The 21806-nt window shown below is 49.8% G+C and carries 26 protein-coding genes; 11 read left to right on the top strand and 15 right to left on the bottom strand.

Features of this window, described 5'->3' with window-relative positions; genetic code table 11:
- Window positions 1–21 precede the first annotated feature (21 nt).
- From CAFE_RS15235 to CAFE_RS15180, 12 genes are all read right to left on the bottom strand, one after another.
- Window positions 22–243 (bottom strand): NisI/SpaI family lantibiotic immunity lipoprotein, encoded by a 222-nt coding sequence (locus tag CAFE_RS15235; RefSeq protein ID WP_330594043.1) that lies wholly within the window; start codon window positions 241–243, stop codon window positions 22–24.
- A gap of 4 nt (window positions 244–247) precedes the next feature.
- Complete coding sequence (locus CAFE_RS15230) at window positions 248–988, bottom strand: lantibiotic immunity ABC transporter MutG family permease subunit (RefSeq protein ID WP_156991091.1); 741 nt, start codon at window positions 986–988, stop codon at window positions 248–250.
- Between the two features lies 1 nt (window position 989).
- Complete coding sequence (locus tag CAFE_RS15225; RefSeq protein ID WP_066643946.1) at window positions 990–1724, bottom strand: lantibiotic immunity ABC transporter MutE/EpiE family permease subunit; 735 nt, start codon at window positions 1722–1724, stop codon at window positions 990–992.
- Window position 1725: 1 nt separating this feature from the next.
- Window positions 1726–2433, bottom strand: coding sequence for a lantibiotic protection ABC transporter ATP-binding protein (locus CAFE_RS15220; protein ID WP_156991090.1), 708 nt, complete (start codon window positions 2431–2433; stop codon window positions 1726–1728).
- A 198-nt stretch (window positions 2434–2631) separates the two neighbouring features.
- Window positions 2632–2895: a hypothetical protein gene (locus CAFE_RS15215; RefSeq protein ID WP_156991089.1), complete on the bottom strand. Its 264-nt coding sequence runs from the start codon at window positions 2893–2895 to the stop codon at window positions 2632–2634.
- A gap of 18 nt (window positions 2896–2913) precedes the next feature.
- The gene (locus tag CAFE_RS15210; RefSeq protein ID WP_066643949.1) at window positions 2914–3375 is read right to left on the bottom strand and encodes a hypothetical protein; all 462 of its coding nucleotides are present in this window, start codon (window positions 3373–3375) and stop codon (window positions 2914–2916) included.
- Complete coding sequence (locus CAFE_RS15205; RefSeq protein WP_066643950.1) at window positions 3372–4190, bottom strand: ABC transporter permease; 819 nt, start codon at window positions 4188–4190, stop codon at window positions 3372–3374. The genes CAFE_RS15210 and CAFE_RS15205 overlap by 4 nt, the downstream gene beginning before the upstream one ends.
- Before the next feature lie 14 nt (window positions 4191–4204).
- A complete protein-coding gene (locus CAFE_RS15200; RefSeq protein ID WP_228724970.1) occupies window positions 4205–4999 on the bottom strand; it encodes an ABC transporter permease in 795 nt (264 codons plus the stop codon).
- Window positions 4983–5906: an ABC transporter ATP-binding protein gene (locus CAFE_RS15195; RefSeq protein WP_066643952.1), complete on the bottom strand. Its 924-nt coding sequence runs from the start codon at window positions 5904–5906 to the stop codon at window positions 4983–4985. Before CAFE_RS15195 ends, CAFE_RS15200 begins: the two co-directional genes overlap by 17 nt.
- A 338-nt stretch (window positions 5907–6244) precedes the next feature.
- The gene (locus CAFE_RS15190) at window positions 6245–7114 is read right to left on the bottom strand and encodes a sensor histidine kinase (RefSeq protein ID WP_066643966.1); all 870 of its coding nucleotides are present in this window, start codon (window positions 7112–7114) and stop codon (window positions 6245–6247) included.
- A gap of 57 nt (window positions 7115–7171) precedes the next feature.
- Complete coding sequence (locus CAFE_RS15185; RefSeq protein WP_413814440.1) at window positions 7172–7912, bottom strand: response regulator transcription factor; 741 nt, start codon at window positions 7910–7912, stop codon at window positions 7172–7174.
- Window positions 7857–8045 carry a DNA-binding protein gene (locus CAFE_RS15180; RefSeq protein ID WP_187034754.1) on the bottom strand — a complete coding sequence of 63 codons (189 nt, stop codon included), beginning with the start codon at window positions 8043–8045 and terminating at the stop codon, window positions 7857–7859. Before CAFE_RS15180 ends, CAFE_RS15185 begins: the two co-directional genes overlap by 56 nt.
- Before the next feature lie 235 nt (window positions 8046–8280).
- Here CAFE_RS15180 and CAFE_RS15175 point away from each other — a divergent pair, with 235 nt between their 5' ends.
- The 7 genes from CAFE_RS15175 (at window position 8281) to CAFE_RS15150 (ending at window position 13044) form a co-directional block, all read left to right on the top strand.
- On the top strand, window positions 8281–9435 hold the full coding sequence (locus tag CAFE_RS15175) for an MFS transporter (RefSeq protein ID WP_233452835.1): 1155 nt from the start codon (window positions 8281–8283) through the stop codon (window positions 9433–9435).
- Complete coding sequence (locus CAFE_RS15170) at window positions 9425–10000, top strand: TetR/AcrR family transcriptional regulator (protein WP_156991086.1); 576 nt, start codon at window positions 9425–9427, stop codon at window positions 9998–10000. Before CAFE_RS15175 ends, CAFE_RS15170 begins: the two co-directional genes overlap by 11 nt.
- Window positions 9988–10110 carry a hypothetical protein gene (locus CAFE_RS20360; RefSeq protein WP_267459185.1) on the top strand — a complete coding sequence of 41 codons (123 nt, stop codon included), beginning with the start codon at window positions 9988–9990 and terminating at the stop codon, window positions 10108–10110. Before CAFE_RS15170 ends, CAFE_RS20360 begins: the two co-directional genes overlap by 13 nt.
- Before the next feature lie 94 nt (window positions 10111–10204).
- Window positions 10205–10873 carry a nucleotidyltransferase domain-containing protein gene (locus CAFE_RS15165; RefSeq protein ID WP_156991085.1) on the top strand — a complete coding sequence of 223 codons (669 nt, stop codon included), beginning with the start codon at window positions 10205–10207 and terminating at the stop codon, window positions 10871–10873.
- A gap of 31 nt (window positions 10874–10904) precedes the next feature.
- The gene (locus CAFE_RS15160; RefSeq protein ID WP_156991084.1) at window positions 10905–11738 is read left to right on the top strand and encodes a DNA-formamidopyrimidine glycosylase family protein; all 834 of its coding nucleotides are present in this window, start codon (window positions 10905–10907) and stop codon (window positions 11736–11738) included.
- A gap of 101 nt (window positions 11739–11839) precedes the next feature.
- Window positions 11840–12601, top strand: a complete 762-nt coding sequence (locus CAFE_RS15155; RefSeq protein ID WP_066643957.1) for an MBL fold metallo-hydrolase — start codon at window positions 11840–11842, stop codon at window positions 12599–12601.
- 11 nt (window positions 12602–12612) lie between these two features.
- Entirely contained in the window at window positions 12613–13044 is a 432-nt protein-coding gene (locus CAFE_RS15150) for a GNAT family N-acetyltransferase (protein WP_156991083.1), read from the top strand.
- 198 nt (window positions 13045–13242) lie between these two features.
- On the opposite strand, the gene CAFE_RS15145 is transcribed toward CAFE_RS15150, so the two are convergent.
- Genes CAFE_RS15145 through CAFE_RS15135 form a run of 3 tightly spaced genes read right to left on the bottom strand, consistent with a single transcriptional unit; the run spans window position 13243 to window position 17491 of the window.
- The gene (locus CAFE_RS15145; RefSeq protein WP_066643959.1) at window positions 13243–14976 is read right to left on the bottom strand and encodes an ABC transporter ATP-binding protein; all 1734 of its coding nucleotides are present in this window, start codon (window positions 14974–14976) and stop codon (window positions 13243–13245) included.
- Window positions 14977–14987: 11 nt separating this feature from the next.
- On the bottom strand, window positions 14988–16736 hold the full coding sequence (locus CAFE_RS15140) for an ABC transporter ATP-binding protein (RefSeq protein ID WP_066643960.1): 1749 nt from the start codon (window positions 16734–16736) through the stop codon (window positions 14988–14990).
- A gap of 56 nt (window positions 16737–16792) precedes the next feature.
- Window positions 16793–17491, bottom strand: a complete 699-nt coding sequence (locus CAFE_RS15135) for a TetR/AcrR family transcriptional regulator (protein ID WP_413814439.1) — start codon at window positions 17489–17491, stop codon at window positions 16793–16795.
- Window positions 17492–17735: 244 nt separating this feature from the next.
- Between CAFE_RS15135 and CAFE_RS15130 the strand changes: the two genes are divergently transcribed.
- The 4 genes from CAFE_RS15130 to CAFE_RS15115 are packed head-to-tail and all read left to right on the top strand — an operon-like array spanning window position 17736 to window position 21690.
- Window positions 17736–19172 (top strand): methyltransferase, encoded by a 1437-nt coding sequence (locus CAFE_RS15130; protein ID WP_156991082.1) that lies wholly within the window; start codon window positions 17736–17738, stop codon window positions 19170–19172.
- A gap of 13 nt (window positions 19173–19185) precedes the next feature.
- Window positions 19186–19374, top strand: a complete 189-nt coding sequence (locus CAFE_RS15125; RefSeq protein WP_083209975.1) for a cysteine-rich KTR domain-containing protein — start codon at window positions 19186–19188, stop codon at window positions 19372–19374.
- A 60-nt stretch (window positions 19375–19434) separates the two neighbouring features.
- Entirely contained in the window at window positions 19435–21162 is a 1728-nt protein-coding gene (locus CAFE_RS15120) for an ABC transporter ATP-binding protein (RefSeq protein WP_156991081.1), read from the top strand.
- A gap of 3 nt (window positions 21163–21165) precedes the next feature.
- Window positions 21166–21690: an ABC transporter transmembrane domain-containing protein gene (locus CAFE_RS15115; protein WP_233452834.1), complete on the top strand. Its 525-nt coding sequence runs from the start codon at window positions 21166–21168 to the stop codon at window positions 21688–21690.
- Window positions 21691–21806: the final 116 nt, after the last annotated feature.

Here is a 21806-nt window from a genome sequence, read left to right as displayed (position 1 = left end):
CGCACCTCCTTCCCTGTATAATCATTTAACATGCTTATTTACCTCTGTATCTGTTTCCGGCTGGCCGCGATCCGGTATTCCGTCCGCGTCGAGAACGGCAAGCTTTCGGATGCAGCCCACCCATCTGCCGAGATTCTCTTTTGATCCGGTATCCTCAAGAATTGTATAGTATTTCTCCTTATAAGTAAACTGTGTGGCATTGTCAGGATTGAGAGAACATTCTTCTTTGCCGCTGGAAACGATGGTTCTATTCGTTCGACCGCGAACCTTCCCAGCGCTGAAACCAGAAAAGGCTTATCACAAAAGCGGCAATCGTAGCAGGTATTGCGACCGTCATGCATTTTTCCAGTTCCGTGTACCCGATCGCTTTCGACGGATCGATCCATATGGATACGAGGCAATCACAAAGACGCGCGCTCCAGGTGCAGGGAATGTAATACCATTTTCCGTCTCCAAGCCCCGTCAGGGCTAAAGCGGAAATCAGGCTTTCCACGATTCCGAGACCTATGGACGCGCCCCTGCCAAACCGGAAGCTTACAAACAAATGCAGAAGATAAGGAAAAACGCTCCCGGCGATCAGGAAGCCCGCCGCCTTAAAATAGAGAATTCCGGGTACCGTTCGAAAACCGGCCGCGAACGCGCCGACCGAAATCGCGACGGCGAAAATCCCCGGTAGGAGCAGGACGAACAATTTACCGGCATAGGCCGCCGGGCGCGATTTCACCCCGCACAGCATGACCTGAAAATTTCCCGCCTGCCGTTCCTGCTCCGCGCTTTTCCCGCAGATCAGGCCGATCATTAAGGGAAACGCACTGCCGATCACCTCGAAATAGCCGCTGATTTTTGTTTCCGCATTCCACGGCGAGACGGAATAATAGCTGAGAAACAGGACGGCCGCGGCCAAAGGAATCAGCAAGTGGATCCACAGCATGGAGGTATGCCTGAATTTTTGAAAATCGGAGCGAACGCACCGTATGAAAGCCGGCATTTTACTTTACCTCCTGTTTTTGAAACCATTTCGCCGTGACGGCAAGCAGCAGAAGAAATAAAGCAACGGACAGAACAAGACCGACCGGAATCACGCCCGGATTCCGCAGCGGATCTCCCTGCGCGGCTAACGTGCCGTTTGGCAGGATACCGAGTACAGGGCACATCAAACGAGTTGCCCAGCTGTAGGGGCATGCCCACCAGAAGGACTCCGTGGCCGCGAAAAAGTCCAGTATGAGTCCCGCTCCTAAATTGATCAGCATCGCCGCCATAAGGCCGAATTTTTTGGATAGAAACAGGCAAAACGGAATCTGCCAGAGCGAGACGATGATCAGAATCAGCGTTGCTCCCGCCATCCGGCTGACCGTTATGGTGGATGAAGGGGTCATCAGGAACTTTCCCAAACTGATTCCAGCAAGATGAAGGATGCAGGCGGCAGCCGTATAGACGGCAATCAGAAGGACCTTCGAGATCCAGATTTTTTGCAGGGAAACCGGAAGCGGAAATACCGAACGATAACGAAGCTTTCTGTCTTCTATTTGGTTTACCAATGAGGTTGTAAGCGTAATAAACCCGGGCAGGAGGAGCGTGTACCACCAGTTATAGCCGTTCTGGACAAGGTACATGCCGGATAATATGCCCGAAAGCAGCACCGTAAGAAGCGGTGCGATCAAAACAAGTTTTTTCGCAAAGGTTCTTCTGCATTTCAAATTTTCCGCTTTTAAAAAGTTCAGCATTTCAGGCACCCGCCTTTTTACTGTTCTTTACGACTTCCATAAACAGCGATTCCAAATTTTCACCGGGGTTGATTTCAGCCTCATACCCCAGCATGCCGTCCGCTATGATGCCGATATGGTCGGCGATCAGTTCCACTTCGGAAAGAATGTGGCTGGACAGGATCACCGTGATGCCCTGTTCGGGAAAAGACCGAATCAGCTTTCGCAGGTCCTGTATGCCGATGGGGTCAAGGCCGTTGGTCGGCTCGTCCAGAATCAGCAGCTTGGGATGATTGAGCAGGGCGATCGCAATGCCGAGGCGCTGTTTCATTCCCATGGAAAACTGTCCGGCGCGCTTATGTCCGGTATCGGTCAGGCTGACGGTTTCCAGCACTTCGCGAATGCGGGAATCCGGCAGATTAAGCAGCAGCGTGCGAACCTTCAGGTTCTCTTTGGCGGTAAGGTTTTCATACAGCGGCGGCGATTCGATCAATGCGCCGATGTCGGACAAATCCCCGCGGCTCCAAGGGTGCCCTTCGAAAATAATTTCACCGGAGGTCGGGCGAAGCATCCCGGTGATCATTTTCAGCGTCGTCGATTTTCCTGCTCCGTTCGGCCCCAACAGGCCGTAGACGGAATTCCGCTGAATGGAAAGCGTGAGATTGCTGACGGCATGCTGCCCTTTAAAATCCTTGCACAGCCGATTTGTTCGTAAGAGATGGGAATCCATAAACATCATCCTTTCACTCGTTTCATTTCAACCAATATAAAAGGAAAGTTTAAAGATTTCATAAAGATAAAAAAGGGATCAAATAAAATGAGCGTAAAAAAATCAGACTCTGCCTCAAAAAAGGCAGAGTCTTGTTTCCAAAAACCTTCGCGAAGAAAGAAATCATAGCGCGCCGGCCCGTTTTAACCTGTGCCGTACTTAGATAAAACGCGGGATTACCACAAGAGCCAGAATCCCGACAAGGTATATCCCGTTCAGGCCAAGAGCAATTTTGGTATAAATATCTCTCATATGCATTTTGGCAAACAGAAACAGGGAATAAATGAAGCTGAGCGCGATGAATATGAAGTAACCGATCACGATCCCCGTCACGTCCGGGTCGGTGGGTTTCCACACAAAGAAAATCGTCATGGGAACAAAAACGGTTATAAAGGCAATGATACTCAGAATTTTATTTTTCATGGGTTCTATCTACTCCTTTTATTTGATCTCCAGTTTTACGGAACCGGTAAAGCCGTCGCTCTTCACCGCAATATAATTGCTGGCGGACGGCAGTTTGATCGTTCTGGAAGTCTCGCCCGTGCTTTCGATCAGCACCTCGGGATCATTCGTTCCTGATTCAAAAACGACCTTTGCCGCTCCTTTCGAAATATTCAGCTTGCAGGTGACTTCAACCTCATTTCCGCCGTCCCGTTCCAGCGCTGTTCCGCCAAACAGGGTTTCCGTCCCGGTGAAGCCGTCGTAATCGGCGGAATAGCTTCCGACATAGCTGTCGGTCCCGAGGCTGCGTTTTCCCTGCAATTTGCTGTCTTTCGTCAGGTTATCATCCCCGGCTTCCTGAAGTGTTTGGTTGTAGTGATCAACCATCTCGTCTTTCGTGCAGCCTGTCAGCAGGAACACAAAGCAGCACGCGATCATGAAAAAAAGAATTGATTTTTTCATTTGGTTGCCTCCTGTCGGTTGTGCCGGCTGCGGCCGCCCTTCTTTGGGGCCGCGGCCGTATCTTTCCCCGGATGATGGATGATGATCGCGGTCAGCAGTATCATGGCTAAAATTACGCAGGTGCCCATGAAAGCGTTCTGCGTGGAAGCATAGCTGCCTGCGGTATCGGACACAAAGCCTTCGCCGCCAAACCCCACGATACTGAGCCCGGCTGAAAGCGGATACAGGTTGCGCAGCACCGGGTTCTTGAGGAAAATAGAGACGTATCCGAGCAGAAACGCAGCCACAGCCCCGCCCCGGAACGCGCCCTGCTTACGCCCGCATAACGCAATCAGCGGAAGTTCACCGATACAGGTAAACAGTGCCATAGCGGTCATCTGCACGCTTCCTGATAAAACGACGGGCAGCGTCAGATTTTCCCGGCAGCTGATTAATCCAACCAGCAGCGTCACCAGCGCTGCATACAGTCCGAGCAGAAGCGCGATGATTCCGAGCGCGGTCAGCTTCCCGGTCATCAGACGCGGAAAGCTGACGGGGACGGTCATCACGCTTTTTAGTGTGTCGTCCGTATATTCCCGGCTGATCATATAGCCGCCGATCAGCGCGAGAATCATCGGAAAGAAAATCGTCATATTGTTCCAGATGGTGCTGTTGATCAAATCGGGGAATGTATAGTTTAAAACGCTCTTGGCGTCGTCAGACATTATATTTTGCATCACGATTGAAATGACGGGGGAGCAGGTTGCGCCGATCATGCCGACGAGAATCACGCTGTACCGTTTGAGTTTTTGAAATTCAGTGAGAATCAGGTTCATCGTCATGCTCCTTCCTATAGTTCGCGCCGGTTGTAAATCCGTATCATCAGCGCGGCAGATATCCCTGACAGCACGGCAAGGATTCCAATGCAGACCGGGGTCGATACAAAGTAAGGGCGCATGCTTTCATAAAACACCGCCGACGCACCGGTTCCCGGACGGTAAAACTGAAAAATCCATTTTTGAATCAAAGGAATAGGCAGTATTGTTCCGATGTTGAACCCCACCGCGGACTTCATTCCCAAATCGGTAAGATGAAACACATAATTGATTATGGTGTAGAACAGCGTGATTACAATCGAAATCAGATTGTTTTTATTAAACCAGACCACCAATACCACGCAGGGCAGGGCTGCGGCCAGCATCATAAGCCCCAGCAAAAGGCTGATAATAAATTTTTGCTCCATGTTGATAAGAGCCATGCCGAGCAGCTTTGCACAAACTGCGCTGGCCAGAAATCCCGCAACGGAATAAACGACGGAGATAACCGCCATGACACTGATTTTTGCCAGCACGAGCTTGCCTTTTGAAACCGGGATCGTCATCAGGTTTTTCAGCGTGTCACTGTCCTGTTCCGTAAAAAACAGTGTTGTTGAAAGAACGGCCAAAACCGGCAGCAGCAGAAGATAATCACCCGGGTCGACAACGCCTGAAAACAGGTTGTCGTAATCTTGCCCTCCCGGGGTTTTCCAGTACATGAGCGCCGTTAAAGCGGGAAAAACAAAGGCGGCCAGCGTCGCCAGCAGAAACATAGGACGCCGTTTGAACTTTCGAAATTCACAGAGGATCAGGTTATGCAATGCCTTCACCCCCGGTCACGCGCTTAAAGTAGTCCTCCAGCGTGTCCTCGCAGGTGTGCGCCTCCGCTACCTCCAATCCGCTTTCGATGAATGCGCGGGTGAGCGCGGTCACCGGAAAATTCGTATCATACAGGCGCAGGCTGCGGTCATTTTCCACGGTGAAGTTTTTCGCCCCGAAGCTTCGCTCCATGATCCTGGCTGCCTGCGCCGTATCGGAGACGAGAAAATGGACATACTTGCTGTTCTTGTTCTCGAGTTCCGCAAGGCTTTCTTCCTCCAACAGAACCCCGTGGTCAATGATGCCGATGTCGTCCGCAAGCAGGGAAATTTCCGAAAGAATGTGGCTGGAAATCAGAATGGTTTTTCCTCTCGCGTCGCACAGCTTCCGGATGAACGAACGGACTTCCGCAATGCCGATGGGGTCAAGCCCGTTGATCGGCTCGTCCAGAATCAGCAGTTCGGGGTCGTGCATGATGGCAAGCGCGATGGCCAGACGCTGCTTCATGCCGAGGGAATACTGGGAGAACAGCTTTTTATCGCCGTATGGCAGCCCGACGACCTCCAATGCGCCGGAAACAGCGTTGCGCTTGGAAACGCCCCGGAGCCGGGCAAAGATTTTCAGATTTTCCGTGCCGGTCAGATTGGGGTAGAAGCCCGGCGATTCGATCAGGTTTCCGATGCGGGGCAGGATTTTTTTCTCGTTTCCGCGGATATTTTTACCGAAAACTCTTACCTCGCCCGAAGTCGGCTGCGTCAGGCCCAGCAGCATTTTCATCGTCGTGGTTTTCCCGGCGCCGTTTCGTCCGAGCAGCCCATAAATACGGCCCTTTCTGACATGGATATTCAGGCTGGCAACGCTTTTCTGCGCCCCATATTGTTTGGTAAGATTTTTTGTTTCTATGATCAAATTATTCAATCCCAGAACCTCCTTTTCTTACTGTAACCAGTGTAACACGGAATTCTTGCATTAACCTTGCCGGAACCTTGCGTTAACCTTGCAATTTCGGCAAAACGGACGGATACCCTCTTACAAGCCGCAGCCTGTTTTTTGCCTAAGCCTATCGATTTCACCGGCACCGCCGGCTATTTTGTTGCACAAAGAAGGGGCTGTCGCAAAATAGCATTATTCAAAAATCATACATAAAAATGCGTCTTGATCTGGCTGATAAAAGCCGTTTCAAGGCGCATCCTTTTATTTTTGAGGCAGTTTCTTTTTGCAATTTGCTATCGCGATTTCATTTTGCAAGCCCGCACTCAATTTTTCACCGGAAAGCAGACGGTAAAAGCCGTATATAGGTTTGGCTCGCTTTGGACGCGAATCGTCCCGTCCATTTTTTCAGCCATTTCCCTGACGATGGACAGCCCCAATCCGCTGCCTTTATCGGAGCGGCCTTTGTCGCATTTGTACAACCGTTCAAAGATATGCGGCAAATCCGCTTTCTCGATGCCGATCCCGTTGTCTGTGATACGGATTTCAATTTTCTTTTCTTTTTGTTCCATTTCTATTTTAATCTGGGTGGCGCGGCTGTGGGTAATGACGTTTTGCACCAGATTGTTGAGGATCCTAGCGTATCCGTCCGGATCCACCTTTGCAAACAGCGGCCTTTCCGGAATATCAATTTCATAGTCCAGATGATTTTCCTCAAAGATGGGAATCCAGTCTTTCAGAACATTCCGCGTCAGTTCCGCAAGCTCCGCCCGCTCGATGGATAGGAAAAATTCGCTGGAATTGAGCCTGAACCAGTCGAAAAGCATGTCGATATAATCCTTCAGGTCGTGGGCTTTGTGTCTTGCGATTTCCAGATACTCTTCGCGCTCTTTGCCTGTGACAACGCCTCTGTGCGCGGCATCCAGATAGCCGATCAGGGTGGTGAGCGGCGTCCGCACGTCGTGGGAAAGGCTGGTCATAAGCCGGCGGTTGGTCTCGTCCGCCGCCCTGAGCCCGGAGAGCTGTTCCTCGTAACGGGTGACAATTTCATTCATTTTGTAGGAAAGGTCCGCGGTCAGCTCATTGCCCACGGCAAGAATTCTGCGGTTCCCGTTTCCGGCTTCAATGTCATTCAGAGCTTCTGTCATGTCCTGAAGCTGCCGCTTGACGCCAAGGAGTTTTCCCATGCAGATCATGGCGCACAGAAAGGCAAGAAAAAACAGTACGCCGAATATTATATTGAGAATCACGGCCTACACCTCCTTGTTGAAGCGGTAGCCGATTCCCTTTACCGTTTGGATGTAAAAGGGCGATCCCGAATCGGGTTCGATCTTTTTGCGCAGCCTGCTGATGATCGCCATGATGTTGCTGTCGTCGTAAACATACGGCTCGCGCCAGACCTCCTCATAAATCTGCTGCTTTGTCAATATTTTCCCCTGATTTTTCGCGCAGAACAGCAGCAGGTCGAATTCTTTCGGAGGCAATTCAAACGTCCCGTTCGAAGTGGTTACGCTCCTGTTGTCCAGGTCTATGGTCAGTCCCTGATAGGTCAGCGGCCGCGAATGATCCCCCGTCGTATTGAACCGCGTATAACGGCGGATTAAGGAAAGAACGCGGGCAATCAGTTCCTCCATATCAAAAGGCTTTGTCAGGTAATCGTCCGCGCCGGAACGCAGCCCGCGAACCTTTGAGGTGCTGTCGTTTTTGGAGGTCAGCATCAGGATGGGAATGCTGCTGTTTTGCCGTATTTTCTCCATGGTTTCAAAGCCGTCCATTCCCGGCATCATCACATCCAAAAGAATCAGATGGTAATCATTCTTTTGAAGCATGGCGAGCCCGTCCGCGCCGGAGCAGCAGTGTTCCGCGCTGATATTTTCAGCCGCCACGCTCTGTTTGATCAAAGCGCACAGCTCTTTATCATCATCGATCACTAAGATTCTATAGTTCAAATTCAGTCCTCCCCGTTTTTCGTTTATCAGCAGGCTTGCGTGCATCCTTGGGGATGGCCCACGCATGACCGAAACGAACCGTTTCGGCGACCCGGTTTTCTTCGCAGAGCTTCTGAATCCGGCGTTCTGAAATTTCCCGTTTTTCTGCTGCCTGCCGGACGGAAATATCATCCAGCATTGCCTGGCCTCCGTAGGATACGTTTTTCTTCAGTATATACGGAGAGACGAATGGAAGCAAGCGCGTCAAGATTTTCTTAACGACAGAATTGATTTTTTTGCTGTTGACAAGTCTGCAAAGAAAGGATACGATAGTATTTATTGGAAACCAAATAAACAGTATTAGTTTATACAGTGTTGGAGGCTTTCGCATGTCCATACAATCAAAATCAAAAAATAGGATGCTTCCCGTGGTGATGATCAGCTTGGCGTTGGCCCTGCAGCAGATGTCCATGACGATTGTGGCTCCGTTCATCTCCACTTACTGCAAATCGCTTGACGGATACACACCCCTGCTCGCGGGGCTTGCGGTAGGCGCATTTGGACTGATGCAGGCGATTTTACAGATTCCTTTTGGATTGCTCAGTGACAAGTATGGCAATAAACGCATCTTGCTTACCGGCCTTGCGATTGTCATAATCGGCTTTATTGTAGGCTTTTTTGCAAAAAGCATCCGGATGCTGATCCTGGCGCGCGTACTGCAGGGCAGCGGGGCGGTGATAGGAGTGGGTTATTCCTGGGTTGCGGGTCTTGCCGGCGATCAGGACCGGACAAAAGCCATGAGCGTTCTCGGCGCATTTGTCTCCGCGGCGGCGGCCCTTGCTTTCGCAGTCGGGCCGCTGCTGCGCGGAGTGATGTCTGTCAGCCGGATGTTTCTGGCCGGTGCGATTCTCCTTACCATGAATTCACTCTATATCCTGCTTTTCCTGAAAGATGCCGGTGACCGCGGAAAGGCATCCGTTCCTCGGCGCAGTGAGATTTCCTTCTTGCTGCGAAACCGGACTTTTGTTATAATGAATTTGTTGGCGTTTCTGAATAACTTCATGATGATGTCCGTTTTTTATGCCGCGCCGATTTACATGGATCAGGTAACCGGGCAGAACGGAATGTGGAAGATTTTTGTACCGGCGATTCTCGTTGCCGTTCTGTTTATGAAGGTCACTGTCAGGTGGGTGGACCAAGGGTATGTCAATGCGGTGCTTCTGGTCGCATTTGCCGTTTCTGTTCTGAGCATTCTGTTTTACTTGCGTCCGTTTTCATTCCATTTTTTGCTTTTGGGGACCACCTTTTTTCTATGCGGATATATCACGATTGCCACCGTAGCGGCAACCCATGTCAACGAGGTGGTGGAGGACAGTCTGCGCGGTACGGGGAACGGGATTTTCAACTCGTTTCAATATATCGGTAATTTTGGCGGCGCATTGGCAATGGGGGCCGTTTGGGGAAGCTCGCAAAAAGCTGCCTGGCTGATCGTCACCGCTGCCGGAGTGGTCGGATTTCTGCTGACTGCGCTTGACAGGCGAGTAAACACAAAAAAGGCGGAAAGGAAGGTTTTGGAGCATGAAAAATAAAATTCTGGATGCCGTGGCACAGTTGATCGAACAGTACGGTCTGAAAAAATTCACAGTGGATGAATTGGCTGCCGAGCTGCATATCAGCAAAAAAACACTCTATCAGTATTTCAGCGGCAAAGATGAGATGATCCGGGAGTATTTTGAAAAAACCCTGGAAAGCGACAGACAGAACGTTTTGGATACAGTCGGGAGCGACAGGAGCTTCCCTGACAAAATTCATGCCATCGTGCATTCGAGCCATCGTTACCGGCTGCCCGTACGGATTATGGACGAAGCGAAACAGTTCTATCCCGACGAATGGGCAAAGGTTAAAGATTTGAAACAGTTCAAGCTCGATGAGTTTCAAAAGCTTTTGAAGCAGGCGTCCGACGAGGGAATCCTGCGACCGGATGTGCATTTCGGCATTCTGTCCGCCATGCTGGAACGGGTCAGCGATTTGTTTCTCGACACCGACTTTCTTCTTGAAAACGGGATGAAGGCTACCCAGGCCATTGATGAGGTGTTGAATATTATCATCGGCGGTATTGTAAAAAAGGATGAGGGAACACCATGGAAGCATTAAAGCTCACGAGCAGCGCGTTTCAGGAGGGCGGCCGGATCCCGGTCAAATACTCGGCGCGCGGTCTGTCTCCCTGCTTTTCAGAGGAGTGTCTCGCGTCCGCCTCTTTATGATAAACTTGCTGAGGAAAAAACGACGTGTCGGAAATCGGACCGGAGGAAACGGCCGATCTCATCCGATCCATAAACCAGAGAGGGGAATCACAGCATGGTTGACATTCACCAATGGATGAAACAATATCAGAGCACCGTATGGAATCTTTTCGGTAGTCGGATTCTCTTTATCGGTCTGCAGGGCAGCTACGGGAGGAATGAAGCACATGAAACCAGTGATATCGACGTTGTGCTGATTCTGGACACGGTATCGCTTCATGATCTGAAGCAATATAAACAGGTAATTGAAACGCTTCCCGACAGGTCGCTGATCTGCGGCTTCGTATCGGGAAGGGAGGAGCTCGTGGGCTGGTACAAATCGGATTTGTTTCAGTTTTATTATGATACCATCCCTTACTACGGCAGCCTGGACGACATCATCTCCGTTCCAGCCGATGCGGACGCCCGCGCCGCCGTATTGATGGGTGCCTGCAACCTTTACCATATGTGCAGCCACAATTATCTGCACGGCAGCGACATGGAAACGCTAAAGGGCTTGTATAAATCGGCCTTTTTCGTTTTACAGGCAAAGCACTTCGCGGAAACCGGAGACTACTTGAAAAGTCATTCGGTTTTGAAAGAGGTGCTGACCGGGATGGACCTGTCCGTTTCGCAGGCTGCGGAGCAGATCAAAACGGCGGATCCCTCGCAGGCCGCGCTGGAGCGGTATTCGGAACTGTTGCTCCGATGGACACATCAGCTGATCCGCGAATACGGGAAATGAACCACAACTTATTTCGAAGGAGGGATTACTTATGATGGAATTGCCTGAGGCGATCACGATCGCCAGGCAGATGAACGATGCCGTTTTCGGGAAACGGGTACGCCGCGTCCTCCCGCCTTCGAAAGCACATAAATTCTGCTGGTATGCCGGCGATCCGGCGGAATACGACGCCGCAGTGAGCGGGAGTACCATTCGATCAGCCGAGGGGTTCGGCATCTTCGCGGAACTGGCGTTCGATAACGGGAAACGGCTGTGCTTCAACGACGGGGTCAACGCGCGGCTCGTAAACCGCGCCGACGCGCCGAAGAATTATCAGCTGCTGATAGAATTTGATGACGGGACGGCTCTTGTCTTCACCGTCGCCATGTACGGCGGCATCATCCTCCATGACGGTACGTATGACAACGAATACTACCTCAAAAGCAGGACGGCAATTTCACCGTTTTCCGACCGGTTCGAACCGTATTACCGCAAACTGACGGCGGGAAGCAAACCGACTCTGAGCGCGAAAGCGTTCCTCGCCACGGAACAGCGCTTTCCCGGTATCGGCAACGGCGTGCTGCAGGACATCCTGTTTACCGCCGGAATCCACCCAAAGCGAAAAATTGGAACATTCAGCGAAGCGGAGCGGGACAACCTTCTTTCCTGCATCGTCTCGGTTCTGCATGACATGACGGCTCGCGGCGGGCGGGACACGGAAAAGGATCTCTTCGGGCGCCCGGGCGGCTACCGGGTGAAGCTGTCCAAGAACACGCTTGCCTCCGGCTGCCCGAGGTGCGGAGGGCGGCTTGTGAAAGAGGCCTATCTGGGAGGAGCGGTGTATTACTGCCCATCGTGTCAGCCGTTATCAAAGGAAGAAATTTAATTGCAGAGCATCGCCCTGCCTGCCGTTTCGGGCGGACAAGAACATCCGGAACGGGAAGAACAGCTGCTGTGCAAAAAACAAGCTGAGAAAGGAATCTTGAAATGAGCGATTGGTTTACCATAGACCATATAGACAAGGACACACATATCATCAGCGAATACCGGCATTGGGAGGAAACGCACTGCTACTTGCTCGTCGGCACGGAACGGGCGCTCCTGATCGATACCGGCCTCGGCATCTGCAATATCTACGGCGAAGTGAGAAAGCTGACCGACAAGCCGGTCACCGCCGTGGCAACCCATATCCATTGGGACCATATCGGCGGCCACAAATACTTTCCGGATTTTTACGCCCATGAGGAGGAGCTGAATTGGCTCAGTGGAGAATTCCCGCTGACCATGGAGCAGATCAGGGGTATGGTGGTGGACCGCTGCGATCTGCCGGAAGGATATGATGTAAATAATTACGAGTTCTTTCAGGGGACGCCTACAAGAGTGTTGAAGGATAACGATTCGATCGACATCGGCGGGCGCATTCTGCGGGTGCTGCATACGCCAGGTCATTCGCCGGGGCATATGTGCTTTTATGAAAAGGAGCGGGGCTACCTCTTCACCGGAGACCTGGTTTACAAGGATACCCTGTTTGCCTACTATCCCTCCACCGACCCGACTGCCTATCTTGCTTCTCTTGAGCGGGTGGCGGCACTTCCAGTCAAACAGGTCTTTCCGGCGCATCACAGCCTGGATATCGGGCCGGAAATACTCCTAAGAATGCGTGACGCCTTCCGGCAGCTGAAAGCGGAAGGCAAGCTGCATCACGGCGGCGGAACATTCGATTACGGCGACTGGGCTGTGTGGCTGTAAGGAGAATTCATATGAAACTGACTTATGTGCCTGCCGAAGGAAGTGATATTGAGCCGTTGTTTCATCTGAGTAAGGACTTGATTGACCGATATGAGAACATCTCTCAAATCGACTACCCGAACGTGTTATCATGGGTTCTGAATAAAATTAAAAAGAATATCAACGAATATACCTGTATTTTTCGAGATAGTCAAAAAGTCGGGTACTGCCGTTTTCATTCCGTTGGCGAAAAGATGGAATTGGATGATATATACGTTTTTTCACCATATCAGAATCAAGGTATCGGGAGTGAAGTGATCCGGAAGTGTATCGCGGAAACGGGTTTGCCCATATTTCTCTATGTTTTTATTCAAAATACGAAAGCTGTTTCTCTGTATAAAAAGTTGGGTTTTCGGATCACAGAAACCATCCGTGATTCACGGTATATCATGGAAAGAGACTGAGTGATTTTGAGCATAGTTATGTTGACGATCTGGCGGCCGGCAGCCATGATATCACCATGAGAAAATTAATAGGTATACATTTCCAGCCTCCTGTTCTTTAATTTCCGAGGTTTCAAGCCAGCGAATGAAGTAAGCATAAGTGAAAAGACAGTGGACTGCCGTAAAACCGGGAGTCCACTGTCTATATTTTAACCTGTATCAGGCCAGCTTCCAGCCGATAGCCTCTCTGCGGGCGTTCAGGAATTCGGAATAAATACCGGGCTGCTCCGCAAGCTCATCGTGCGTACCTTTCTGGACAATTTTCCCATTGTTCAACACCAATATCTGATCGGCTTTGCGCACTGTTTTCAGGCGGTGTGCAATCATGATGAGGGTCTTGTTGTGTGTCAGTGCGTCAATGGCATTCTGCAGTTCCGCTTCGTTCTCCGGATCGACGCTTGCGGTCGCCTCGTCTAAAATAACAATAGGCGCGTCCTTCAGCATAGCCCGGGCGATGGAGATTCGCTGCTTTTCTCCTCCCGAAAGGGAGCAGCCGCCTTCTCCGACCATGGAACCATATCCGTCCGGAAGCGCGGAAATGAATTCGTCGCAGCACGCCGCTTTGGCGGCGGCAACTACCTGTTCATGAGTTGCATCCGGTTTGCCGAATTTAATATTGTTTTCCACGGTATCGTTGAACAGGTAAACGTTCTGAAACACCATTGCAACGTTTTTCATGAGGCTGTCCAGTTTGTATTTCCGAACATCATATCCGCCTATCGTAATGGAGCCGCTGTCCACGTCCCAAAAGCGGGCGATGAGATTGCACAGAGTGGTTTTGCCGCCTCCGGAGGGGCCTACAACAGCGGTGGTGGTTTTTGCGGGAAGGGTAAGGTCGATTCCGTTTAGGACTTTCCGATCACCATAGGAAAAATTAACATGATCAAATATGATATCAGATGTAGCAGGGACGATATCCTCTCCATCGGTATCCATCATTGGCATATCGTCGATTGAGTTTGCTTTGTCCATGGAAGCCTCCATCATCTGCAGGAGGGACGCCATATTGCCTGCCGACTCCAATTCGCTATACACCATAAAGGATGCAATCAGCATTATCAGGCAATGCGCCAGAGACAGTTCGCTATGCAAGTACAAAATGACAGAAGCTGTCAGAATTGCAATGCCGGCCAAGCGGATCACCACGGCTTTCAAAATATCACCTGGCACATACCTGCGGGTAACGCCAAGGTTGCACTCACAGCTCTCATCAATCGCTTTTCGAATAGCCTGATCCCCATCGCCTTCCAAATTGAAAGCTTTTACAACGCTCATACCCTGCAGATATTCCATAACAGCGGCAACCAAGCCCTCCTGCGCCCTTTGGCGTTTAGGCCAACTTTTTGAAGATACGCGCCGGGCGGCCTCAGTCACCAGGAGATAAAGAGCAATTCCAGTCAATACGATCAGCCCTATTCGCCAGTTGATGGCACATACTCCCAGACCAAGAGCAACGGAGGTCAGAAGCCCGCCAAGAACAGACACCATACACCGGGAGGCTGAGTTTTCCACATCTCCCAGCGTGGTGGTGACAACGGCCGTAATATCACCCAAACTGTTCCGATTGAAAAATCCCATGGGAATATACCGCAGCCGGTCCCCGATATGTATGCGCTTTTCTGCTACCATATAGTAGCCGATTTCGGTTTGCTGCATATTTGAAAAATAAGAGGATACCGCCCGACCGGCAATCGAAACCAGCATGATGCCCAGCGCAATCCACGCGGTTTTTGCGTTGCGGTTTTCCGCCAGGACTGCCGACAGAACGACTGAAAGAGCATAGAACTGCAGTGCGGAAAATATCGCGCCAATAAAGGAAATTCCAATTGACTTTCGCATTAGCCTCCGGCGCCCGCCTGCAAAGCTTGAGATTTTTTTTAAAACTCTGAACATTTTTTCTCCTTTCAAGCCTGATCGCGGGTGCCCTGATAAGCTGCCCACATATCGGCGTACACAGGGCAGGTGGAAAGCAGTTCGTCCTGCTTTCCCTGTGCTGCAATTTTCCCGTTTTTCACCACTACAATGTTGTCCGCATCCGTAATGGTGGAAAGGTGATGGGCTATGACAATCAGCGTTTTTCCCTTTGTCAGCGCGGATAGTGCCTTTTGAATGGCGGCCTCATTCTCGGGGTCAATGGAAGCAGTTGCCTCATCCAATATTACGATTGGAGCATTCTTGAGCATGGCACGGGCAATCGCCACACGCTGCCGCTCCCCGCCGGACAGGCTGCCGCCGCCGCTCCCCGCCGCGGTATCATAGCCGTTTTCAAGCCGGCGGATAAACTCCTCGCAGCCGGACGCTTTTGCCGCATCTTCCACCTCGGCGTCCGTGGCGTTTTTCCGCCCCATGCGGATATTTTCTCGTATTGAGCGGTCAAAGAGATAGTTGTCCTGAGAGACATAGGCGATTTGAGCCGTCCACTGCGTCAGGGGAATCCTGCGCACGTCGCACCCATCAACCGTGATCTGCCCGTCCGTTACATCCCAAAAACCTGCGATCAGCTTGGCGATGGTAGATTTGCCGGAACCGGACGGCCCGACCAGGGCCGTTACCGTACCGGGACGGATATTCAGGTCAATACCGCGAAGAACCTCACCGCTGTCTTTCCCATAGGTAAATGATACGTTCTTAAGGGCAATATCCAGATGATCCAGCCTGACAGGCTCCTGAGGCCGTTCCAGTTCAGCTGTTTCCAGAATGCCGCTGATTTCCCCTACATTCGTACCAATGACCGCCAGGTCGTCCACAAAGGTCATGGCTGCCATAATAGGCCCGGTAAGCCCCAGGGAAAGCACAATAATTGTGAGAAAATCCGGTGCGGAAAGGCTGCCGCCTGCCCAGAAGGCAAAACCTGCCGGAAGCACGGCTACAAGGACAGCCGGGATAACGGACGTCCACAGACACATGTATTTCAGATTATCGCCCATCCAATCCACATAGTACTGACCGTTTGCTCTGACCGCGTCAGCGTACTTTTGATAGGAGCCCGCGGATTGGCTGAATGCCTTGACTACCTGAATTCCGCCGATATACTCCACAATCGCGTTGTTCATTCGACGCCCTGCCTCCACCGCTCCGGCCCAGCGCTTCGCGTAGGTTTTACCGCTCCGGGCGACAAATATAAACCCGATAAAGAGCGTTATGAGGGAGATAAGGGCCATACGCCAGTCAAGAATGAGCAGGTAAACCAAAATCGCAATCGGCACCAGAGCATTGGAGGTCATTTCCGGAATCAGATGGGCAAGCGTCGGTTCCATGCCCTCGACTCGATCCACAATCGTGGTCTTATACTGCCCGGACGGAGTGTTCAGCACTGTGCCCATCGGTACTCTCGCAAGCTTGGAAGTCAGCGCTTTGCGCAGATCCCGCAAGGTATGATAGGTAGCCGTATGCGAAATCAGGGTGGAGAAGCTGCCAAAGAGCACCTTCCCCAGATAGCCCGCCAAGGCTATGCCGCACCACATAAGATATGCAGGCATACTCACGCTGCCAGACAGCAGCAGGCGGAGGATGGCCGCCACGGAAAAGTAGGGAATCATCCCGCATGCTACGCCGAGTACTGCCAATAGGACGGAGCCAAGGAAGCTTCCGTGGTAAGGCCTTGCCCAACCCCAGAGTTTTGCGGCGGGGTGTGAGCCGGTTTTTTCTTTCATGTAATACATCTCCTTTGGTTAGATTAATCTAACTACACAGCAAAAGATAAAGGGTCTCAGGCGTTTGAGAGCCCTAAAATCTTAAACCAGCCGGCAGAATAGAATTCTCGAAGGCTATTTGTGTAAATAACAGCCTTTTCAAATGGCATGTCGTGTTTTACAGTTTCAAACATTCCAAAAAAGAGTGCGCTTGAAACGATATGAATCAGTGCGTCGTCAATGCAGCGAATCTTTAGCCCTTCCGCTGTCATCCGGTCAATCAAAGCCCGGCTTGAATTTGCTTCAATCTCAATTAAGGTATCAATGTAGTGCTCGTATTTTGTTCCGGCAGAGCAGCAGATAATAAGCTTAAAGGCATCAAAATGATCGTAAATATGCCGAAGCATCCACAGCTGTTTCTCATCCGGCACCTCGGGTAACTCACATAATTGGCGTTCCAGCGGCATGGCAGCGAAGGACTTCTGGAGCTTGCGATACTGCTCCACTAAAGTTTTGGCGGGCTCCTCGACCAGTGCGTCAAACAAAGCTTCTTTGTCCGAATAGTAGCGGTAAATGGCTCCGGTCGTAACACCCAGCGACGCTGCGATACTGCGCAGGGACGCCCCCTGAAAACCCATAGAGAGAAATTCCTTGCTGCCTGCTTTCAGCAGGTTTGCGGCAAGCTTTTCATTGACAAGCTTCATATCCAGCCTCCATAATATAACGGCGTTATTCAATAACGGTGTTATATTAACGCTTTGCTGATCATTTGTCAAGTTATATTTCAGAATAGAGAAATCGTCCTCCAAGAGATAAGCTTGAAGGACGATAAATGCTATGAAATATCGTGTTAGATCTGAGTAGGTCTATATGTCGTTTTTCTTGCCGGCTCCCCGAATCTCAGTTTATTAGCTTGACAATCAATATTAAGGTATGCTATACTAACAATCGGTTAGAGGAAGCTAACCGATTGAATGATAACTAGCACCCGTTATTAGGATAAAGGAAGTGACTCGTCTTATGTATCAAATGGCAAACAACCCAAGCCGCTATTATCAGGTGATTCATAATTATCAGGAGGCGCAGCTGCTTTTCGCGGCGATTCATTTAAATGTATTTTCCCATCTGGACACGCCGGCGACCGCTGAAGCGATTGCCGAATCTCTAAATTGTGATAAAAAGCAGATCGAACTGTTGCTGCTAACGCTAGTTTCCTGCGGATTTGTCAGCAAGATCGGCGATTTTTACGCGAACACTCCGGAAACAAAGGATTTTCTATCCCGAAACAGTGAAGTTTTCCTCGGAGAGGCATTGCTGTTCCGGGAAAAAATGACTTCCTTAAATGAGTTGGAATCAAAACTGAAAACCAGCCCGAAGTCACGTTCAAACAATTATGACTTTGAAGATTTAGCAAAAGCATCCATTCCGGAAATGTATACCGGGCGAGTACAGTCTTTTCTGGAAGAAATGCAGAAACTGTTTCCGAACCCGAAACGCCCTCTCCGTATCTTGGATTTAGGGGGAGGGACGGGAATTTTAGCGATTGAATTTGTTAAACATTTTCCCGGCAGCAAAGCAACCGTCTTCGAAACACCTGGAGTGGCTTCCGTAACAAATCAGATAGTCCGGCAGCACCATGAGGAAAAACACGTCGATGTTCTCTCCGGAAATTTTAATACGGATGATTTAGGAGGAAGCTACGATCTGATTATCGCTTCCGGTATCCTGAATTTTGTAGAGGGTGATATCGCATGCTTTATGCAGAAGCTGTCCTCGGCCTTGCGCGATGGCGGCTATCTGCTTGTGATCGGGCAATATGCGGATCACAAATATGACGCTCCGCCCAATATGCTGAGCTGGCTGTCCGGCTTTCTTAACGGAGTTCCGCTTCCTCCCAGTGACATAGAAATGGAAAGAGCCGTCAAAAAGGCCGGGCTGAAAGCCGCAGACGTTCTGGAGAACACGCTTTTTGAGGGGCAGCTTTACCGGAAAGGGATTACCGATCTCTCGCTGTGTTCAGGAGATGTTGTTCGTTCTTTTATTGAACTGACGGAGCAAATCGCCAACAGCAGAACGAATGTTCTTGACTTTGGCAGTGAAAATTTGACTTTTTACCGGGGCGAGATTCACATGATAAAAATGATCGGCGATTTCCCCGGCATTTACAGCGCGGAGCTTGCGCGGAAATTTGGAATTACCCGGCCTGTTGTCCATAAAACACTGCAAAAGCTCAGTGAGCGGGAACTGATTGCAAAGGAAGATGATCAAAAAGACAAAAAACGTTACCGGCTGTATTTGACGGAAAAAGGATGGACCGCTTACCGATTTCATCAGAGATACCACGAGGAAAATGACAAAGCGCTGTTCGATTACCTCTCAAATATGCCCGGAGATCAATTGACCGCGATAAAAGGCTTTCTGGATCAGGCAATTCAGCTAATTCATAACCACGCCTGAAAGAGGCCGTAGTATGAGAAGAACAGACTGGATACGCTGCCCTGTGTGCGGGAACAAAACCCGCATCCAAATCAGAGATGATACGATACTCATTCATTTTCCTTTGTTTTGTCCAAAATGCAAACAAATAACTTTGATAGACGTAAAAGATCAAAATGTGATAATCGTAACAGAGCCAGACGCTAAGACGCAGAGCCGATAACACTGTAAAAGGTGCGATCGGCTCTGTGTCTTTATTTTACATGCAGCAGGAGGGGCTAACTTGAATCAGAGCATATTAGTAAAAGACATTAAAAAGAAAAATCGTGTTTCCAACGTGTTGATTGCAGTTGGTGCGCTATTTGATTTGATTCCACGCTTTTTAACGATACACATGGCAGCTTCTTTTATTGCCGGGCGACTAACCGTCGGTATCGTGATCACAGATAGCTGTTTTATGCTGTCATCGTTCCTGATAAAAGCAATTTGCTCTTATTATGCAACTTGGGAAGCGCATAAGGCAGCATACGGCACGCTTACAGATTTGAGGCTGCGCTTGATCCGGCATCTGAAGAAATTACCGCTTGGCTTTTTTCAGGAGCGAAAAACCGGCGATCTGACAAATATTGTAGAGCACGATGTGGAGCAGGTAGAGTTTTATCTTGCGCATGGATTGCCGGAGATTATGTCGGCGACCCTGTTTCCCGCCATTATTTTTGCAGCCATGCTGTTTCTCGATTGGCGTCTCGCACTGCTGATGGTTTCAAGCCTGCCGCTGATGCTGCTGATAAAAAAAGGATCCGCTGCTGTCTGGGATAAAAACCAAAGAATGTTTGTGGACAGCACAAAGGCCATGCAGGAAAACATGATGGAATATATTCAGAACATTGCGGTAATAAAGGCGTTTGGCAAAGAAGAGACCAAGACCCAAAATACAATACAGCTTGCCAAGGATTATGTAAGGGCCGCAAGAAAAGCCGCAGCCGGTGTTTCGCTGTCCATGGGTTTCATTGACATTTTTATGGAGGGCGGCGTGGTTCTGGTGATGATTCTGGGGAGCGGCTTTCTCTTAAAAGGGCAAATTTCGGTGCCGGTCTTCGTCCTTTCCATGATTCTGGGCGGGGCGTTCACTGCTTCCATCGCAAAAACCGCCACCCTGCAGCACTATAATATCGTTTTTCATCAGGCGATGCGTGAGGTTGGTTCGGTTCTGGACGTGTCCGCTTCTGAAAAAAAAGAAGCGGCCGTCCCTGTGCGGAATGGTGATATCCGGATTCAAGGCGTCGATTTTTCCTATCCTGGAAAAGGCCGGTCTCTTGAAAATATAAATCTGACCTTCAAAAAGGGAAGCCGCAACGCGATTGTCGGCGCATCCGGCTGTGGCAAAAGTACACTTGTCAGTTTGATTATGGGCTTTTGGATTCCACAAACAGGCAGGATTCAGATCAATGGCGTTGATATTAAAAGTATGTCGGAAAAGCAATGGAACGCATTCATTGCCATTGTTCAGCAGGATACATTTCTTTTTAATATGAGCGTGGAAGAAAATATCCGGCTTGGGAAACCGGACGCAACAAGGGGTGAAATTGTTGCCGCGTCAAAAAAGGCAAATATCCATTCGTTTATTTCCTCCTTGCCGCAAGGCTATGACACAAAGGCAGGAGAATCGGGCGTTAAATTTTCCGGCGGGGAGAAACAGCGGATTGCGATCGCCAGAATGATCTTAAAAGACGCCCCTATTCTCATCCTGGACGAAGCAACCGCAGCGGTCGATGCCGAAAACGAAGCGTCTATTCAGGCGGCATTAGAGAATTTCAGCAAAGGGAAAACGGTGATCTCGATCACCCATCATCTCAACACCATCCGTAACGCAGATCAGATTATTGTCATGGATTCCGGACATGTCGTAGATCGTGGAACACATCAAGAGCTGACAGAACGATGTAAATTATATCAAAAGGCCGTACAGGATCAAAACCAGACAGAGCTTTGGAGTATCAAGGAGGGATGAAAAATGATTCGGGGTATCTTAACGCTTCTGACCGCAAAAGGGAAAAGAGCTTTAGCTTCCAGCGTTCTATGGTTTTCAATTTATGCCCTTTCCGGGATTGTCATGATGCTTTTGGTACTAAAGATGCTGGATCTTATAATGACCGAACAGGAGATTTCCCTTTATGCTGATTGGCTGGCACTTGTCCTTCTTTTACTGCTTAGGGGAATATCCAGTACCTTTGGCGATTTACGCAAACACTATGCGGGATTTGACTTGAATTATGAACTCAGAGAAAAAATTATTCACCGTTTAAAATCTTTTTCACTTGGTTTTTACACAAACGAAAGGCTTGGAGAAATCAGCACAGTCATCCACAGGGATGTTGATAATATGGTTATGATCGTAGGGCACCTTTGCCCGCGGATGCTCAGCGATTTTATTGTATCCGCTGTTATGATAACCGCCTTGCTGATTGTGAATGGAAACATGGGTTTGCTGATGATTTCAATCCTGCCCGTTGCCCTGCTGATTCTAAGGAACCTCTGAACAAATGGCGCAGGAAGAGGAATTCAGAGAAAAGGGATTCAAGAGGCGTTCCAAACTGAATGATTACGTCGAATTTCAACGCTATACTCCTGAATTTATTTCCACTTTTGCGGAAA

The organism is Caproicibacter fermentans, assembly GCF_009746625.1.
Classification (GTDB): Bacteria; Bacillota; Clostridia; order Oscillospirales; family Acutalibacteraceae; genus Caproicibacter; species Caproicibacter fermentans.
The sequence above is the reverse complement of the archived record's forward strand: the minus strand, read 5'-3'. Positions and strand labels throughout refer to the sequence as shown.

What these genes read in the sequence shown, in the direction of transcription:
- CAFE_RS15230 (WP_156991091.1), bottom strand. Translation starts at nt 988, where the DNA reads ATGCCGGCTTTCATACGGTGCGTTCGCTCCGATTTTCAAAAATTCAGG.
- CAFE_RS15180 (WP_187034754.1), bottom strand. Translation starts at nt 8,045, where the DNA reads ATGCTGGATGATATTTCCGTCCGGCAGGCAGCAGAAAAACGGGAAATT.
- CAFE_RS15185 (WP_413814440.1), bottom strand. Translation starts at nt 7,912, where the DNA reads ATGCACGCAAGCCTGCTGATAAACGAAAAACGGGGAGGACTGAATTTG.
- CAFE_RS15205 (WP_066643950.1), bottom strand. Translation starts at nt 4,190, where the DNA reads ATGAACCTGATTCTCACTGAATTTCAAAAACTCAAACGGTACAGCGTG.
- CAFE_RS15165 (WP_156991085.1), top strand. Translation starts at nt 10,205, where the DNA reads ATGGTTGACATTCACCAATGGATGAAACAATATCAGAGCACCGTATGG.
- CAFE_RS15160 (WP_156991084.1), top strand. Translation starts at nt 10,905, where the DNA reads ATGATGGAATTGCCTGAGGCGATCACGATCGCCAGGCAGATGAACGAT.
- CAFE_RS15225 (WP_066643946.1), bottom strand. Translation starts at nt 1,724, where the DNA reads ATGCTGAACTTTTTAAAAGCGGAAAATTTGAAATGCAGAAGAACCTTT.
- CAFE_RS15175 (WP_233452835.1), top strand. Translation starts at nt 8,281, where the DNA reads ATGATCAGCTTGGCGTTGGCCCTGCAGCAGATGTCCATGACGATTGTG.
- CAFE_RS15130 (WP_156991082.1), top strand. Translation starts at nt 17,736, where the DNA reads ATGTATCAAATGGCAAACAACCCAAGCCGCTATTATCAGGTGATTCAT.
- CAFE_RS15220 (WP_156991090.1), bottom strand. Translation starts at nt 2,433, where the DNA reads ATGGATTCCCATCTCTTACGAACAAATCGGCTGTGCAAGGATTTTAAA.
- CAFE_RS20360 (WP_267459185.1), top strand. Translation starts at nt 9,988, where the DNA reads ATGGAAGCATTAAAGCTCACGAGCAGCGCGTTTCAGGAGGGCGGCCGG.
- CAFE_RS15140 (WP_066643960.1), bottom strand. Translation starts at nt 16,736, where the DNA reads ATGAAAGAAAAAACCGGCTCACACCCCGCCGCAAAACTCTGGGGTTGG.
- CAFE_RS15215 (WP_156991089.1), bottom strand. Translation starts at nt 2,895, where the DNA reads ATGAAAAATAAAATTCTGAGTATCATTGCCTTTATAACCGTTTTTGTT.
- CAFE_RS15150 (WP_156991083.1), top strand. Translation starts at nt 12,613, where the DNA reads ATGAAACTGACTTATGTGCCTGCCGAAGGAAGTGATATTGAGCCGTTG.
- CAFE_RS15125 (WP_083209975.1), top strand. Translation starts at nt 19,186, where the DNA reads ATGAGAAGAACAGACTGGATACGCTGCCCTGTGTGCGGGAACAAAACC.
- CAFE_RS15155 (WP_066643957.1), top strand. Translation starts at nt 11,840, where the DNA reads ATGAGCGATTGGTTTACCATAGACCATATAGACAAGGACACACATATC.
- CAFE_RS15170 (WP_156991086.1), top strand. Translation starts at nt 9,425, where the DNA reads ATGAAAAATAAAATTCTGGATGCCGTGGCACAGTTGATCGAACAGTAC.
- CAFE_RS15115 (WP_233452834.1), top strand. Translation starts at nt 21,166, where the DNA reads ATGATTCGGGGTATCTTAACGCTTCTGACCGCAAAAGGGAAAAGAGCT.
- CAFE_RS15210 (WP_066643949.1), bottom strand. Translation starts at nt 3,375, where the DNA reads ATGAAAAAATCAATTCTTTTTTTCATGATCGCGTGCTGCTTTGTGTTC.
- CAFE_RS15190 (WP_066643966.1), bottom strand. Translation starts at nt 7,114, where the DNA reads ATGATCTGCATGGGAAAACTCCTTGGCGTCAAGCGGCAGCTTCAGGAC.
- CAFE_RS15145 (WP_066643959.1), bottom strand. Translation starts at nt 14,976, where the DNA reads ATGTTCAGAGTTTTAAAAAAAATCTCAAGCTTTGCAGGCGGGCGCCGG.